This is a genomic window from Luteimonas campi (assembly GCF_051162505.1).
In the GTDB taxonomy this organism is placed as follows: Bacteria; Pseudomonadota; Gammaproteobacteria; order Xanthomonadales; family Xanthomonadaceae; genus Luteimonas.
This window is the reverse complement of record NZ_JBNWEM010000002.1, coordinates 745,388-759,518: the sequence shown is the minus strand read 5'-3', so window position 1 is coordinate 759,518 and position 14,131 is coordinate 745,388. Positions and strand designations below refer to the sequence as shown.

Sequence of the window (14,131 nt, the reverse complement as noted above, 5' to 3'; positions counted from 1 at the left end):
AGGCGCAGGCGGCCGCGGCTTCCCGCTTTGCCTGTGCCGTCCTGCCCGCAACCGGAGACCAAGATGCTGCTCGGCCTCGATGCCTCGATCTGGAAGATGCTGGTCGTGGTGCTGCTCGCCCCGGTACTCGCCGTTGGCCTGCTCAACCTGCTGCTGCGCCGCCGTGGTGGCATCAGCGCAGCGTGGGGCGGCGTCCTCGTGCTGCTGCTGGCGGGCGCCGCCACGCTGCTGATCATCCTCGACAAGGTCCGGCTGTAGGCGCAGCCCCGGGGCGCGGTAACGGGAGCGGCGCAGGAGTCGCCTCGTTCGGCAGCCGCGATTCGCCGCGAGGCTCGATCGGCGCCTGGCCGCGCCCGACCGCGATCCCTCCGCATGGAACACGGCCGGACCTGTCGGGAGACGTCTGAACGCGCCCGCAAAGGAGTAGTCTCCGGGCCGGACGGCGGCCGTTGCCTGCGCGAACACCCACGCAGCGAGACTGCCCGGCGCATGTGCGCCACGCGCCGTCCACCCAGGGCAAGGGAGCGCAGAAGATGACCGATCGATCCCCATTGATTGCCGAGCACAGCATCCATGTCCAGGCCGCCCCCGCCACGGTCTGGGAGGTCCTCACCCGCAGTGCGCATATCAGGCAGTGGGACGACGTTCCCGAGCATTTCCGCGAGGACGCACTCTCGGCCGGGGCGGTGCTGGAGTGGGCGGGCTACGCCGTGCTCACCGTCATCGAGTACGCGCCTCCGCACCGGCTGCGCATGGCCTACCACAGCCCGACCTGGCCGCGGCCTGCCGAGGGGATCGAATACGCCTACGCGATCGGCCCCGCGCGCAGCGGCTGCGAACTCAGGCTCCGGGTCGGCGACTGGGCATTGGCGCCCGACGGCAACGGCCGCGAGTACTACGACGCCTCGGTCGATTTCGTGACGGACGCCGCGGCGAAAATCAGGGATATCGCCGAGCGCCAGTGAAGGTGGTGGGTCTCGACGGCATCGGTTGTCGGGAGAGCATGGAACGCGGCTGGCGCACTCGTCCCGCTCGCGGTGGTCGGCATGGAAGGAGACCGCGAGGCTGGATCGTCCCTCAGCGCTGCGGCGGGCCCGGCATGTAGGCGGCTGCAATCCGCCGCGCCAGGGCATACGGTTCCGGATCGTTGCGGTTGCTGAGCAGCACCACCGTCAGGGCCTGCTCCGGCCAACGCAGGATCACGTTGCGAAAGCCGATGCTTTCGCCGGAGTGCCACTGCAGCGGACCACGGTCGCTGGCGTGTAGGCGCCAGCCGTAGCCATAGGCGTCCACGTCGGGCTCGCCGGTGGCCGCGTGGGCGGCGAAGGCGAGGGCGCGCGAGGCCGCGGTGAGCAGGCGGTCGTCGGCCAGCGCGGCATCCCATTTCGCCAGATCGTCGATCGAGGCGTAGATGCCGCCGTCGCCCAGGGTGGCGCTGGTCGGGCCCTGGTCGGTGCGCACCCAGCGGCCATCGCGCTGGCTGTAGCCGTAGGCGCGCTGCGGTACGGGCGGGCCGCCGTCGACGCGCGCCACGGCGTGCATGCCGAGCGGATCGAAGATGCGCTCGCGCAGGAACTCGGGAAACGGCCGACCGGAGGCGCGCGCCACCACCAGGCCCAGCAGCACGTAGCCGCTGTTGCTGTAGCGGTAGCGGCTGCCGGGCGCGAAGTCCAGGCGGTCCACGGCTTCCAGCAGGCGCAGCACGTCCGCGTCCTGCACCTGGCCGTCGATCGGCTCCGGCAGCAGGTCCTCGTAGTCGACCAGCCCCGAGGTGTGTGTCAGCAGGTGGTGCAGGGTGATGCCCTCGGTGGCCGCCGGCAGCGAGGGCAGCCAGCGACGCAGCGGGTCGTCGATCGAGAGGGTGCCGTCCTGCGCCAGCAGCAGGATCGCCGCTGCGGTGAACTGCTTGCTCACCGAGGCCAGGCGGAATGCGGTGGCGGGCATGACCGGCCTGTCCTGCTCGAGGTCGGCCAGGCCGTAGGCTGCGCGCAGCACGGGCGCGCCGTCGTGCAGCACCAGCAGCGCCGCGCCAGGGCCGCCCTCTTCTGCGTAGGCGACCATCATCGCCTCGACCTGGGCATGCGGCTGCGGGGCCATGTGCGATTCTCCGGTGGTGGTGCAGGCGGCCAGTGCGGACACCAGCCAGGCAAGCGCGTGACGCGGCCACGCGCGCTGCAGGCGTGCGGGCCAGCTGGGCGTCGATGGCTGCCGTGCGTCGCTCATCGCGCCGTTCCACGGAGGCCCTGGTCGGCGGCGTCGAGCAGGCTGCCGTCCGCGTCGTCGCCGCCCAGTTCCCAGAACATCAGCCCGCCCAGGCCGCGCAGGCGCGCATAGGTCGCCTTGGCGCGGACCGTGTCGACATCCTCATGGCTGATGAACACGCGTGTCGCAGGGTTCCACAGCCAGGCGGCCTGCGCCTGCGGGTCGTAGTGGCGTTCGAACGCCGGATCGCTCAGCTGGTGCTGGCGCAGTTCGCGCCAGGTGACGAACGCGACCTCGCCGGCGAACGGCTGGTGCAGGCCGGCGTTGTCGGCGGTGGTGGCGGTGAACGCCTTTCCGTAGAAGGCCGCGCCGGGAACCAGCTTGTGCGGCGGCACGCCGGCGGCCAGGAACTCGTCGATCGCGCGCGTGGTGTCGCGGTCGTCCACGCCGCGGGCGCCAGCGGAGCGGTAGAGACCGGCGTGATGGCCGCTGCGCGGGCTGCCCGCGCCGTAGAAGTCGTAGGTCATCAGGTGGATGGCATCGACCAGGGGCACGATGCGCGGCAGATCGAGTCCACGCGCGGCTTCGCCATCGGCGGCGGCGATGGTGAGCCGGTAGTGGCGCCCGGTGCGCGCGGTCAATGCGTCGAGCGCGTCGCGCAGCGCCTGCAACAGCAACGGGAAGTGTGCGCGGTCCGCGGGAGAGTGGCTGATGCCGGGGCCGGGCAGGGCGGGATACTCCCAGTCGATGTCCAGGCCGTCCAGATCGTGCCGTTCCACCAGCGCGACCGCGGTGTCGGCGAAGATACGGCGCGCCCGCGCGGTGGCGGCCGCTTCGGAGAAGTGGTCGGCGCCCCAGCCGCCGATGGCCAGCAGCACGTCGGCACGCGATGCGCCCGCCAGTTGCGACAGGCGTTCGGCCATGCCCGCGCGCGGCAGGTGGACCCGATGCTGCGCATCCACGACGGCGAAGGAATAGATCACGGTATCGAGCCGGTCGTCATCGACCGTCGGCAGCGGCGCGTCGCGGTCGAGCAGGTAGCCGATCAGGCGCGGGTCCTGCGACGGCGAGGCGACCGCCGCGGATGCCATCGACAGCGACAGCGCCAGGACCATGCCGCACAGGATCATCCACCGGGATTGCCGCATGCGCCCTCTCCGCGTCGGGTGGCACACCGTACACGATCCAGGCGCGGGCAATCGAATGCGCACAAGGTGCGCAGCAGCAGGCCAGCGAAGCGTCATGCCCTGGCCCGGGGCTGGCTCATCCTGGCCGCGGCGGCGGGCGATGCCTGTGCGGGCAGTCGGAGCCGGGCGCGCGGCTGCAGGGCGAGGCTATCGATCGCGGGGCGGGAAGCGCAGCACGACACCGCGCTCTTCCTCGCGCGGCTCGCGCTGCCACAGCACCGGCACGTCCTCGGGCGAACCCGGCTCGTAGGTATCGCGTTCGGCCTGCGCGGCGCGCTGCGCTTCCTCTTCCTCGATTTCCCAGCTGTAGCGGCGGCGCGGCGGCAGCGGGTCGGCGCGGCGCAGCAGCCAGGCCGCAAGTGCACCGCCGAGCGCGCCACCCAGGTGCGACTGCCAGGACACGCCTGGCTCCTGCGGCAGCACGGTCAGCAGCATGCCGCCGTAGAACAGGAAGGCGATCATGCCGGCGGCGATCGAAGGCCGGTCGCGACGCAGCAGGCCGAGCACGAACACCAGGAACATCAGGCCATGAGTGAGACCGCTGGCGCCGAGGTGGAACGAGCCGGGATCGCCCAGCAGCCACGCGCCCAGCCCCGAGCCCAGCCACATCAGCGGCAGGCCGCGCACGGTGGCGCGCGGGTAGACGGCCAGCGCCAGCGTGCCGAGGATCAGCAGGGCCGAGGCGTTGGCGATCAGGTGTTCGGGCGAGCCGTGCAGCAGCGGCGCGGTGAGGATGCCGGGCAGGCCGGCCAGGCTGCGGGCGCCGACGGCGAAAGCACGGTAGTCGCCCAGGCCCTGCAGGCCGAACACGATGAGCAGCAGCAGCGCGAAGGCGATGGCGCCCCGGAGCGCGCCGCCCAGGCGACGCTTGTCGAGCGCGCGCTGGGCTTCGGTATCGACCGGGTCGTCGGGCGTGGGCAGGTACATCCGCCAAGGGTGGCGGCGGAATGGCCGGATGCAAGGGCGGTCGGGCCGCCTTCCCGGGGCCTGGATCTGTGAGAGCTCGCTTGCGCGCGAAGGGCATTCGCGACCAAGGTCGCTCCCACAGCGGGGAGGGCGTTCGCAGCCGGGTCGCGTCCGCAGGGGCCGCAGCCTTCCTGCAGGCGGTCGGGCGGCTGGCACCGGAAGCCTCAGCCGGTCGCGGGCGACCGCGGTCGCACGAGACTCAGCGCCACGGTGATCGACAGGATCATCGCCACCGCCGCCAGCGACCACAGCACCGGGATCTTGTACAGGTCGATCAGCAGCATCTTCGCGCCGATGAACACCAGCACCACCGCCAGGCCGTAGGGCAGCAGGTGGAAACGCTCGGCCATGCCGGCCAGCAGGAAGAACATCGCGCGCAGGCCCAGCACCGCGAACACGTTCGAGGTCAGCACGATGAAGGGGTCGGTGGTGATGGCGAAGATCGCGGGGATCGAGTCCACCGCGAAGATCACGTCGGTGATGCCGATCATCACCAGCACGATGAACAGCGGGGTGAACTTGCGGCGGCTGCCGCGACCCAGCCACAGCGCACCCCCGTAGTAGCGGCGCACGAAGGGCACGTGCGCGGTCAGCCAGCGCAGCACCGGGTTGTTCTCCAGGTCCGGCTCCTTGCCGGCGGCGAACCACATCTTCACGCCGGTCAGCAGCAGGAAGGCGCCGAACACGTAGAGCATCCAGTGGAAGCTCGCCAGCAGCGCGGCGCCGGCGAAGATCAGGATCGCGCGCAGCACGATCGCAAGCAGGATGCCGATCACCAGCACGCGCTGGCGCTGCTCCTCGGGCACGGCGAAATAGGTCATCAACATCAGGAACACGAAGATGTTGTCGACCGCCAGCGCCTTCTCGACCAGGTAGCCGGTGAGGAACTCCAGGCCCACGCGCCGCGCCTCGTCCGGCCCCGCGCTGTCGCCGACGTACCACCACAGCGCGGCGTTGAACACCATCGCCAGGGCCACCCAGCCCAGGCTCCACCAGGCTGCTTCCTTGAACGTGACCTTGTGCGCGCCGCCGTGGCGCATCAGCACCAGGTCGACCAGCAGGGCCACCACCACCAGACCGGCGAAGCCGGCCCACAGCCATACGTTGCCTATCGTTTCCATCGGGAATTCCGGACAAGGGGAAGGACGCCCGCAGGCACGGGCGGCTCGGAACCCTCGCTCGGAGATCCGGGGACGCGCCTTCGCCATTGCGGCGAAGGTCTTGCTCACAGCCCGTCGGGCTGCCGTGGGACCGGAGCATCGCTGCTCGAAATGACGGCCTTCACGCTGGGAGCTACTCCCCTTCGGCGCGCATTGTGGCGGCAGCCCCGCGGCAGGGTCAACCGGGCGGATAAACTGTGCGGATGAACGAACCGCTCCCGACCATCCGCCTCAAGAACGCTTGGCGCTCCAGCCACCCCTGGATCTTCCAGAAGCTGGTCGACAAGCCGACCCAGCGCCCCAAGCCGGGCACCATCGTCGACATCGTCGGCGTGGATGGCGTGTGGATCGGGCGCGGCTTCTACAACGGCCATTCGCGCATCGCCCTGCGCATCCTCGAGACCGATCCGGACGTGGCCGTGGATGCCGCCTGGTTCGCGCGCAGGATCGCCGAGGCCGTGCGCCTGCGTCGCGAGGTGCTGCGCCTGGACGAGACCACCAACGCCTGGCGCGTGGTGCACAGCGAGGGCGACGGCCTCAGCGGACTGGTGGTGGACCGCTACGACGACCTGATCGTGGTCGAGTACTTCAGCGCCGGCATGTTCCGCCACCGCGAGTGGATCCACGCCGCGCTGCGCGAACAGTTCCCCGGCTGCCGCTTCCACGGCTTCGCCGACGAGCACGTGCAGAAGCAGGAGTCGTTCGACTTCCGCGAAACCAGCGGCACCGAAGCGGCGGTGATCACCGAGAACGGCATCCGCTTCCGCGCCGATCCGGCCGGCGCGCACAAGACCGGCTTCTTCGCCGACCAGCGCGACAACCGCGAATGGCTGTCGCACCGCTGCACCGGCAAGCGCGTGCTCGACCTGTGCTGCAACACCGGCGGCTTCGGCGTGTACGCCGCGGTGCGCGGCGCGGCCGAGGTGGTGGGCATCGACATCGACAACGATGTGCTGGAAATCGCGCGCGCCAACGCGAAGCTCAACGGCCTGAAGTCGAGCGGCACGATGCCGCGCTTCGTGCAGGCCGACATCTTTCCGTGGCTGCGCGATGCCGGCAACAACGGCGACCGCTACGACGTGGTGATCCTAGACCCGGCCAAGATGACCCGCGACCGCGAGCAGGTGATTCCGGCGCTCAAGAAATACCTGGACATGAACAAGCTGGCGCTGGGCGTGGTCAAGCCCGGCGGGTTGCTGGCCACGTTCTCCTGCACCGGCCTGGTGAGCGAGGAGCAGTTCCTCGACATGCTGCGGCGCGCGGCGTTCTATGCCGGCCGCACGGTGCAGGTGCTGAAGATCGCCGGCGCCGGCGCCGACCATCCCTTCCTGGCCAACGTGCACGAATCGCGCTATCTCAAGGCGGTGTTCTGCCGCGTGCTGGATTGAACCGGCGTCGCGCGCGCCCCGGCACGCGGCGCGCGCTGCTTGCCGTCGCCGCGCTCACCGCGCTGGCGCTGGCCCTGACCTTCGTCTGGCAGCCGCTACGCGACTGGTGGCGCGGACCGCCGCCGACGCTGCCGGCCACCGCTTTCGACTGGTCGCCGCGCATCGCCCCGCTGGCCGGCGACGGCCACCGCGGCCTGCGCGACGGGCACCTGCTGCAGGCACGCTTCGACGAGCCCTGGGGGCTGGTCCGCGCGACCGATGGCAGCCTGTTCGTGGTCGACGGCGGCGAGGCCAACCGCATCCGCCGGATCGCGCCGGACGGAAGCGTCGCCAGTTTCGCCGGATCGGACGAGGGCTTCGCCGACGGCCCCGGCCGGGCCGCGAAATTCCACACGCCGTCGGCGCTGGCGATCGATCGCCACGGCAATCTCTACGTCGCCGACACCGGCAACCACGCCATCCGCAAGATCACGCCGGGCGGCGAGGTCAGCACGCTCGCCGGCACCGGCCAGCCTGGCCTGCGCGACGGACCGGCGGCGCTGGCGCAGTTCCGCGCGCCGATGGGCGTGGCGGTGGACGCGATCGGCCGCGTGTACGTGGCCGATACCTGGAACGACCGCATCCGGGTGATCGAGCGCGACGGCCGCGTGCGGACCCTGGCCGGCGGAGGTCAGGGCCTCGCGGGTGGAACGGGCCTGGCCGCGCGCTTCGACACCCCGGCCGCGGTGGCGGTGGGCACGGACGGCCGGCTGTGGGTGGCCGATACCGGCAACCGTGCGCTGCGCTGGATCGACACCGACGGCAGCGTCCACACCTGGCGCGCCGCCGGCCTGGACATGCCCGAACCTTCGCGTCCGCTGGCGCTCGCGACCGCGCACGACGGCGCGCTGTACGTGGCCGAACTGTCGCCCGGGCGCGTGCTGCAGCTCACGCCCGATGGCCGCTCGCGGGTGCTGGCCGGCGCCATGCCGCCCTGGTTCGCGCGACCGGCGGGACTGTGGATCGAACCCGACGGCAGCCTGCTGCTGGCCGACGCGGCCGGGCACCGGCTGCACCGGATCGTGCCGCGCGGCGCGGATGCGCCCGCCGATGGTCCGGTCGGCCCCTCGCCCGCGCGCGCGCTGCCCGATACCGCGCAGCGCTGGCCGTTCGCGCCGCAGGACGGCTGGCATGAGGTGGTCGGCACCCTCGGCGAGGTGCGCGGCAACTTCAGCGGCGAAAGCCGCAGCCACCTGCACAACGGCCTGGACGTGCGCGCCGATGTCGGCACCCCGGTGCTGTCGATCGGCGGCGGCAAGGTCACCAGCCCGCTGGCCGCCTTCAGCTTCGGCGGACAGGCCGAGGGGATCAGCGTGGACGAGCTCACCTACCTGCACCTGCGCGCGGGACGCACCGCCCAGGGCCGCAATCTCGACCCCGCGCGCTTCCTGATCGATCGCGACGAAGACGGTCGCGCGGCGCAGGTGCGGATCATGCGCGGCACCCGCTTCGCGCCGGGCGATGCGCTGGGCACGGTCAATGCGCAGGCGCATACCCACCTCATCGTCGGGCCGTACGGACACCAGCACAATGCGATCCGGCTGGGCCTGCGCAACTTCAGCGACGGGGTGCCGCCGCGCATCGACCACGTCAGCCTGCTCGATGCCGCCGGCCGGCCGCTGGCCGCGCGCGAGGCGGGCCGCGTGCTGGTGCCGCGCGGCGGTGGCGGGGTGCAGGTGGTGGTCGAGGCCTGGGACCAGGTGGACGGCAACCTGCCGCGGCGGCGGCTGGGCCTGCACCGGGTCGGCTACCAGGTGCTGCATGCCGACGGCCGACCGGTGCCGGGCTACGAGCGCCCGGCCATGAACCTCGACTTCTCGCGCATGCCGGCCGATCCGCAAGCGGTGAAGCTGGCCTATGCCGCCGACAGCGGCATCACCGTGCATGGCGCTGCGCGTACCCGCTTCCTGTACGTGGCCAGCAACCGCGTGCGCGGCGACGAGGCGGTGCCCGATGCCTGGCAGCCCGCGTCGCTCGCGCCGGGGGATTACCTGGTGCGTGCGCACGGCGAGGATGCCAGCGGCAACCGCGCGCGCGGCGCCACCGACCTGCCGGTGCGGGTGCTGGCGGACTGAGGCGGACCGCCGCGTTGTCGCCAGGCATGTACACGTAGGGCCGACCCGCCTGCACTGCTGGCGCCCACCGCTAGGTGCGCATCGGTCGATCCGGAGCCGCCGCCACACGGCGGCCCCGGAGCTCACGCGTTGCCGTCGACAACAGCACCGTGCGCAGAGCAGCGGGCGCGCAGGCACTGTGCCCTGCGCGGCAGTGGTCACCCGCCGCGGCTGCGTCGGCATCGTGCCGCTGCGGACCCGCCAGCGGGAGGCCCTGCCCGTGCAAAGCCGCGGCGAACGCCACGTCCGTCGCACTGCCGCGATGTACAGCTTTCGTACAAGCCGATGGTTGACCAGTGACTAACGACGCGCTGCCTAGCGTCTGCGTCCGGCGACGTCGACACCGACGGCGTCGCATCCCTTCCCTGCTGGAGCCGTCCATGCGTACCTGGCTGTTCATCCAGTTCTCCGCCCTGCTCGCCACCTCGGCCCACGCCGCCGGTCCCGAAGCCGGGCGCCTGTCGCTGTCGGTGATCGGCGGCGTCGATGTGCCGCTAAGCGGCGATGTGCACGATGGCGCCGTGGCGCAGGTGCCCGACCTCGGTCCGCTCAATCCCGCGCTGGCCGGTGTCGATGCCGAACTGCGCATCGGCGCGCGCAGCCACGACCGCCTCTACGACATGGCCACCACCTACGGCCTCGAGTTCGGCTACGCCTTCGACGAGAACAGCGAGCTGTTCGGCCAGGTGCGGCAGACCCGCGCCGGCCAGGGCAGCGTGCAGGTCGGCGGCGCCTACGTGCCGGCGCTGGACACCGAGCTGCCGGCGTTCGGCACCTTCAGCGCCTACGAGGCGCTTTCGGCCGAAGTCGGCTACCGCTGGTATTTCGGCACGGCGGGCTCGGCGCGTCCGTTCGTGGCCGGCCGCCTCGGCGCGACCCGCACCGACGCCATCACCGCCACCTTCGACATTCCCGACGGCGGCATCACCATCGCCGACGCGCCGTTCTTCGAGTCGGGCTGGTCGGCCACGGGCGGCCTCGACGTGGGCGTGATCATGCCGGCCAGCGAGACCTTCAGCGTCACGCTCACCGGGGGCGTGCGCTACATCGCCGACCTGAAGGACGACGACAGCGCCATCGGCGGCCTGGGCCTGGCCAGCATCAACGACACCGGCAGCCGCGTGTCGTTCCCGCTCACCCTGGCGGCGCGCTGGGACTTCTGAGCAGTAGCGGGGTCCGCGTCACGCGCGCGGACCCCGGCTGGCGCAGGCGTGCGTGGCGCCTGCGCCGATGGTCAGGGTGACCAAACGGCCATGCCGGCGCGCGTGCGATCGCGTGTGATGTCGCCTCCATGGCGACCCGGGACATGCGATGAAAGGTTTCCTGCTGGCCGTGATGCTGCTCGCCGCGCCCCCGCTGTGCGCCCGGCAGACCGCCGCGCCCCTGCCCCCCGACGGCTTCGCCGGCCCGCCGACGCGCGTGCTGGTGCTGGGCAGCGTGCACCTGGCGCAGGAGGAGGGCGGACCGGTGACGGCGGCGGCGATCGAGCCGCTGCTGCGGCGCCTGGCCGCCTTCGATCCGCAGGTGATCACCGTGGAGGCGATGCCAGGCGAGACCTGCGACCTGATGCGACGGCATCCGGCCATCTACGAGGCCGATGGCGTCCTCGCCTACTGCCCCGACACCGCCGCTGCGCAGGCGGCGACCGGGCTGGACGTGCCCGCGGCGATCGTCTCGGCGCAGGCGCAGCTCGCGGCCTGGCCCGCGACGCCGGCGCCCGCGCAGCGCCGGCGCCTGGCCGCCACCTTCCTGGCTGCGGGCGATCCCACCTCGGCCCTGGTGCAATGGCTGCGCCTGGATGCAGGCGAGCGCCGCGCCGGCGATGGCCTGGATGCGACGCTGCTGGCGGCGCTGGACAGGCGTGCCGCGTCCAGCAACGAGAACACCGTGATCGCCGCGGCGCTGGCCGTGCGGCTGGGGCTGGAGCGGGTGCATCCGGTGGACGACCACACCGGCGACAACCTGCGCATCGACGATGTGGAGGGGTTCGCCACGGCGATCCGCGGCGCCTGGGACAGCGCGCCGGCCGAATGCGCGGCGCTGCGCGACCGCGACCGCGCGCTGCGCCAGGCGCCGGACCTGCTGGCGCTGTACCGTCATACCAACAGCGCCGCCTACCAGCGCATGCCGATGCACTGCGATTTCGGGCGCGCGCTGGCCGAAGGCTCGCCGCAACGCTACGGCCGCCAGTACGTCACCGGCTGGGAACTGCGCAACCTGCGCATGGTGGCGAACGTCGGCACCACGTTCCGCGAACGGCCCGGCGCGCGCGTGCTGTCGCTCGTCGGCGCCTCGCACAAGGCCTGGTTCGACCGTCTGCTCGGGCAGATGCGGGGCGTGGAGGTGGTGGACGTGGAGGCCTTCCTCGCCGACTGAGCCGGGGCGCTCGGCGGCCCTGCAGCCCGCGACGCAGCAACACCGCCTGGCTGTGGCCGCATCGCAGGCGCCGCAGACCAGGCCGACGCGTCTGCCGCGCTCAGTAGCCGTTCTCGTCCAGGGTCAGCCGCACCTGCTCGTGGCGCGCCTGCACCTGCGCCGAGGGCGCGCGCCCGAGCAGGCTCACCCCGACGATCGCAGCGGTGGCCACGATGAAGCCGGGCACGATCTCGTACAGCGCGCTGCCGGCCTGCTTCCACAGCAGCACGGTGACCGCCCCGGCCAGCATGCCGGCGATGGCGCCGTCCCGGGTCATCCGCTTCCACAGCACCGACAGCAGCACCACCGGTCCGAACGCGGCGCCGAAGCCGGCCCAGGCGTAGGCCACCAGACCCAGCACGCGGCTGTCGGGATCGCGCGCGATCCACATCGCCAGCAGGGCCACGCCCAGCACCATCGCCCGGCCCACCCACACCAGTTCGCCATGCCCGGCCTTCGGGCGCAGGAAGCCGCGGTAGAAGTCCTCGGTCAGCGCACTCGAGCACACCAGCAGCTGCGCAGACAGGGTGCTCATGATCGCGGCCAGGATCGCCGACAGCAGCACGCCCGCGATCCAGGGGTTGAACAGCACCTCCGACAGCACGATGAACACGCGCTCGGGATTGGCATCCACCGGTGCGGCCGCGGCCGGATGCGCCGCGAACCAGGCGATGCCGAAGAAGCCGGTGGCGACCGCGCCGCCCAGGCACAGGACCATCCAGGTCATGGCGATGCGGCGCGCGCGCGGAATGGTGGCCAGGCTGTCGGCGGCCATGAAGCGGGCGAGGATGTGCGGCTGGCCGAAGTAGCCCAGGCCCCAGGCCAGGGCCGAGACCACCGCGATCGCGCCGCCCGCGCCCATCCAGTCCAGCCGCGCTGGATCGACCTGCTCCACCAGCGCCATCGCCTGCGTGGGGCCGCCCGCGCCGAGGATCGCGAACACCGGCACCAGCAGCAGCGCGAAGATCATCAGCGAGGCCTGGATGGTGTCGGTCCAGCTCACGGCGAGGAAACCGCCGATGAAGGTGTAGAGGATCGTCACCGCGGCGCCCCAGAACATCGCCTGGCCGTAGGGCAGCCCGAACACGCTTTCGAACATGAGTGCGCCCGCGACGATGCCCGAGGCGCAATAGATGGCGAAGAACACGAGGATCACCAGCGCCGAGAGGATGCGCAGCATGCGGCTGTGGTCCTCGAAGCGGTGGGTGAAGTAGTCGGGCAGGGTCAGCGCGTTGCGGGTGCGCTCGGTATAGACGCGCAGCGGCCCGGCCACGTATTTCCAGTTCGCCCAGGCGCCCAGCACCAGGCCCACGGCGATCCAGGCCTCGGAGGCGCCGGCCAGGTACAGCGCGCCCGGCAGGCCCATCATCAGCCAGCCGCTCATGTCCGACGCGCCCGCCGCCAGCGCCGTCACGAAACTGCCCAGCGAACGGCCGCCGAGGATGTAGTCATCGAAGGTGCGGGTGCGGCGCCACGCCACGAAGCCCAGCCCGACCATCAGCAGCAGGTAGGCGGCGAAGGTGATGAACAGCGGCGAGGTGAAGGACATGCGGCGCGCACCGGTGGCGGGACAGGTCGCAGAGTGTGGCCGAAGTGGCGCGGCCTGCGCCAATGACCATCGGCAGGTCCGGCCGGGACGCAGGGCGACGGGCCGCCGGCGAGCGGCGCGGATGGCGCCGTGGCACCGCGGCGCTCAGACCATCGCGATCCACTGCCGCAGCAGCGCCTGCAGCGCGTCGCCGCGTCGCTGTACGTCGTCCGCGTCGGCGAACACGATCTGGGCGCGATCGGCCGCCAGCCACTGCAGCAGGCCATCGGCATCGTCGATCGCCATCCCGCCCTCGGGCGTCGCGCGTGCCTTCGCGCCACGATGCAGGATCAGCGCGATGCCGGTCTTCGCGCGCAGGTGCACGGTGGCGAAGTACTCGTGGGTGCGGAAGCTGGGCGCGTTCCACTTCACGCCTTCGGCGATCGCCGGGTCGCTGTCGACGATGGTCCGGCGCAGCCGCTCGATCGCCGGCTTGTGCGGACGCGCCAGACCGGCCATCAATGCATCGACGGCGGCACTGCTGTCTGCCGCACTGGCGTGGCGGCTGAGGGGCTGCGGACTCATGCGGGCTCCGAAGAGAGGATGGTGCAGTTTGCTGTTGCAGGCGCGCGTGGGCGCGGCACACCGGTGCGCTCAGTCCGGGGTTTCGTTGCTGCGCGTCCAGGCGCCCGCGCGCACCAGCTCCAGCGGCCGCAGTTCGTAGAACAGGCCCAGCGGCAGGGTGGGGCTGGACGAAAGCAGCGACGCGGCTTCTTCCAGCGAAGCGGCCACCACGAACCAGTAGCCGCCCACCAGCTCCTTGGTCTCGCCGAACGGGCCGTCGAGGGCGATGCCCCGCGCCGAGATCGTCGCTCCCTCGCGCGCGAGGCGCTCGCCGGTCCGCATCCGCCCTGCGGCGATGTGCGCGTCGAGCCAGTCATAGAAGCCGTCGATGGCGGCCTGGATGTCCTCGGGCGCGGCGTCGCGATGCCATTGCCCGCGCGACAGCACCAGGTATTCGCGGGCGCCGGTGTCCTCGTCCATGCCTGTCCAGTGTGGTGGTCAGGGCCGGACGCTAGCGCGAATCCAGGCGCGGCGGTAGTGCGTCGCGGCAGGGCATGCGACCGCGCGG

General features: G+C 71.8%; 13 protein-coding genes. 6 read left to right on the top strand and 7 right to left on the bottom strand.

Going from position 1 to position 14,131, the window contains the following annotated elements:
• Positions 1-63 precede the first annotated feature (63 nt).
• Positions 64-258: a hypothetical protein gene (locus ACQYVW_RS08335; protein WP_434946655.1), complete on the top strand. Its 195-nt coding sequence runs from the start codon at positions 64-66 to the stop codon at positions 256-258.
• Between the two features lie 275 nt (positions 259-533).
• Positions 534-965: an SRPBCC domain-containing protein gene (locus tag ACQYVW_RS08330; protein ID WP_434946654.1), complete on the top strand. Its 432-nt coding sequence runs from the start codon at positions 534-536 to the stop codon at positions 963-965.
• Positions 966-1,077: 112 nt separating this feature from the next.
• Here the strand turns inward: ACQYVW_RS08330 and ACQYVW_RS08325 are convergent, their stop codons facing one another.
• From ACQYVW_RS08325 to ACQYVW_RS08310, 4 genes are all read right to left on the bottom strand, one after another.
• The gene (locus tag ACQYVW_RS08325) at positions 1,078-2,223 is read right to left on the bottom strand and encodes a serine hydrolase domain-containing protein (protein WP_434946653.1); all 1,146 of its coding nucleotides are present in this window, start codon (positions 2,221-2,223) and stop codon (positions 1,078-1,080) included.
• Positions 2,220-3,350, bottom strand: coding sequence for a glycoside hydrolase family 18 protein (locus ACQYVW_RS08320; protein ID WP_434946652.1), 1,131 nt, complete (start codon positions 3,348-3,350; stop codon positions 2,220-2,222). Before ACQYVW_RS08320 ends, ACQYVW_RS08325 begins: the two co-directional genes overlap by 4 nt.
• Before the next feature lie 186 nt (positions 3,351-3,536).
• Positions 3,537-4,316, bottom strand: coding sequence for a rhomboid family intramembrane serine protease (locus ACQYVW_RS08315; protein WP_434946651.1), 780 nt, complete (start codon positions 4,314-4,316; stop codon positions 3,537-3,539).
• A gap of 203 nt (positions 4,317-4,519) precedes the next feature.
• On the bottom strand, positions 4,520-5,476 hold the full coding sequence (locus tag ACQYVW_RS08310) for a TerC family protein (protein ID WP_434946650.1): 957 nt from the start codon (positions 5,474-5,476) through the stop codon (positions 4,520-4,522).
• Positions 5,477-5,718: 242 nt separating this feature from the next.
• Between ACQYVW_RS08310 and ACQYVW_RS08305 the strand changes: the two genes are divergently transcribed.
• From ACQYVW_RS08305 to ACQYVW_RS08290, 4 genes are all read left to right on the top strand, one after another.
• Positions 5,719-6,903, top strand: a complete 1,185-nt coding sequence (locus ACQYVW_RS08305; RefSeq protein ID WP_434946649.1) for a class I SAM-dependent rRNA methyltransferase — start codon at positions 5,719-5,721, stop codon at positions 6,901-6,903.
• On the top strand, positions 6,900-9,017 hold the full coding sequence (locus ACQYVW_RS08300; RefSeq protein WP_434946648.1) for a gluconolaconase: 2,118 nt from the start codon (positions 6,900-6,902) through the stop codon (positions 9,015-9,017). Before ACQYVW_RS08305 ends, ACQYVW_RS08300 begins: the two co-directional genes overlap by 4 nt.
• Before the next feature lie 419 nt (positions 9,018-9,436).
• Positions 9,437-10,219, top strand: coding sequence for a hypothetical protein (locus ACQYVW_RS08295; protein WP_434946647.1), 783 nt, complete (start codon positions 9,437-9,439; stop codon positions 10,217-10,219).
• A 148-nt stretch (positions 10,220-10,367) separates the two neighbouring features.
• Complete coding sequence (locus tag ACQYVW_RS08290) at positions 10,368-11,432, top strand: DUF5694 domain-containing protein (RefSeq protein ID WP_434946646.1); 1,065 nt, start codon at positions 10,368-10,370, stop codon at positions 11,430-11,432.
• A gap of 100 nt (positions 11,433-11,532) precedes the next feature.
• Here the strand turns inward: ACQYVW_RS08290 and putP are convergent, their stop codons facing one another.
• The 3 genes from putP to ACQYVW_RS08275 all read right to left on the bottom strand — a co-directional run bounded on the left by putP (position 11,533) and on the right by ACQYVW_RS08275 (position 14,043).
• Complete coding sequence (gene putP, locus ACQYVW_RS08285; RefSeq protein ID WP_434946645.1) at positions 11,533-13,020, bottom strand: sodium/proline symporter PutP; 1,488 nt, start codon at positions 13,018-13,020, stop codon at positions 11,533-11,535.
• Between the two features lie 144 nt (positions 13,021-13,164).
• Positions 13,165-13,584, bottom strand: coding sequence for a DUF1801 domain-containing protein (locus ACQYVW_RS08280; protein WP_434946644.1), 420 nt, complete (start codon positions 13,582-13,584; stop codon positions 13,165-13,167).
• Positions 13,585-13,653: 69 nt separating this feature from the next.
• Entirely contained in the window at positions 13,654-14,043 is a 390-nt protein-coding gene (locus ACQYVW_RS08275; RefSeq protein WP_434946643.1) for a YciI family protein, read from the bottom strand.
• Positions 14,044-14,131 lie beyond the last annotated feature (88 nt).

Bases quoted from the DNA above. Each gene is read 5' to 3' on its own strand.
- ACQYVW_RS08335 (WP_434946655.1), top strand. From the start codon at position 64: ATGCTGCTCGGCCTCGATGCCTCGATCTGGAAGATGCTGGTCGTGGTG.
- ACQYVW_RS08330 (WP_434946654.1), top strand. From the start codon at position 534: ATGACCGATCGATCCCCATTGATTGCCGAGCACAGCATCCATGTCCAG.
- ACQYVW_RS08325 (WP_434946653.1), bottom strand. From the start codon at position 2,223: ATGAGCGACGCACGGCAGCCATCGACGCCCAGCTGGCCCGCACGCCTG.
- ACQYVW_RS08320 (WP_434946652.1), bottom strand. From the start codon at position 3,350: ATGCGGCAATCCCGGTGGATGATCCTGTGCGGCATGGTCCTGGCGCTG.
- ACQYVW_RS08315 (WP_434946651.1), bottom strand. From the start codon at position 4,316: ATGTACCTGCCCACGCCCGACGACCCGGTCGATACCGAAGCCCAGCGC.
- ACQYVW_RS08310 (WP_434946650.1), bottom strand. From the start codon at position 5,476: ATGGAAACGATAGGCAACGTATGGCTGTGGGCCGGCTTCGCCGGTCTG.
- ACQYVW_RS08305 (WP_434946649.1), top strand. From the start codon at position 5,719: ATGAACGAACCGCTCCCGACCATCCGCCTCAAGAACGCTTGGCGCTCC.
- ACQYVW_RS08295 (WP_434946647.1), top strand. From the start codon at position 9,437: ATGCGTACCTGGCTGTTCATCCAGTTCTCCGCCCTGCTCGCCACCTCG.
- ACQYVW_RS08290 (WP_434946646.1), top strand. From the start codon at position 10,368: ATGAAAGGTTTCCTGCTGGCCGTGATGCTGCTCGCCGCGCCCCCGCTG.
- putP (WP_434946645.1), bottom strand. From the start codon at position 13,020: ATGTCCTTCACCTCGCCGCTGTTCATCACCTTCGCCGCCTACCTGCTG.
- ACQYVW_RS08280 (WP_434946644.1), bottom strand. From the start codon at position 13,584: ATGAGTCCGCAGCCCCTCAGCCGCCACGCCAGTGCGGCAGACAGCAGT.
- ACQYVW_RS08275 (WP_434946643.1), bottom strand. From the start codon at position 14,043: ATGGACGAGGACACCGGCGCCCGCGAATACCTGGTGCTGTCGCGCGGG.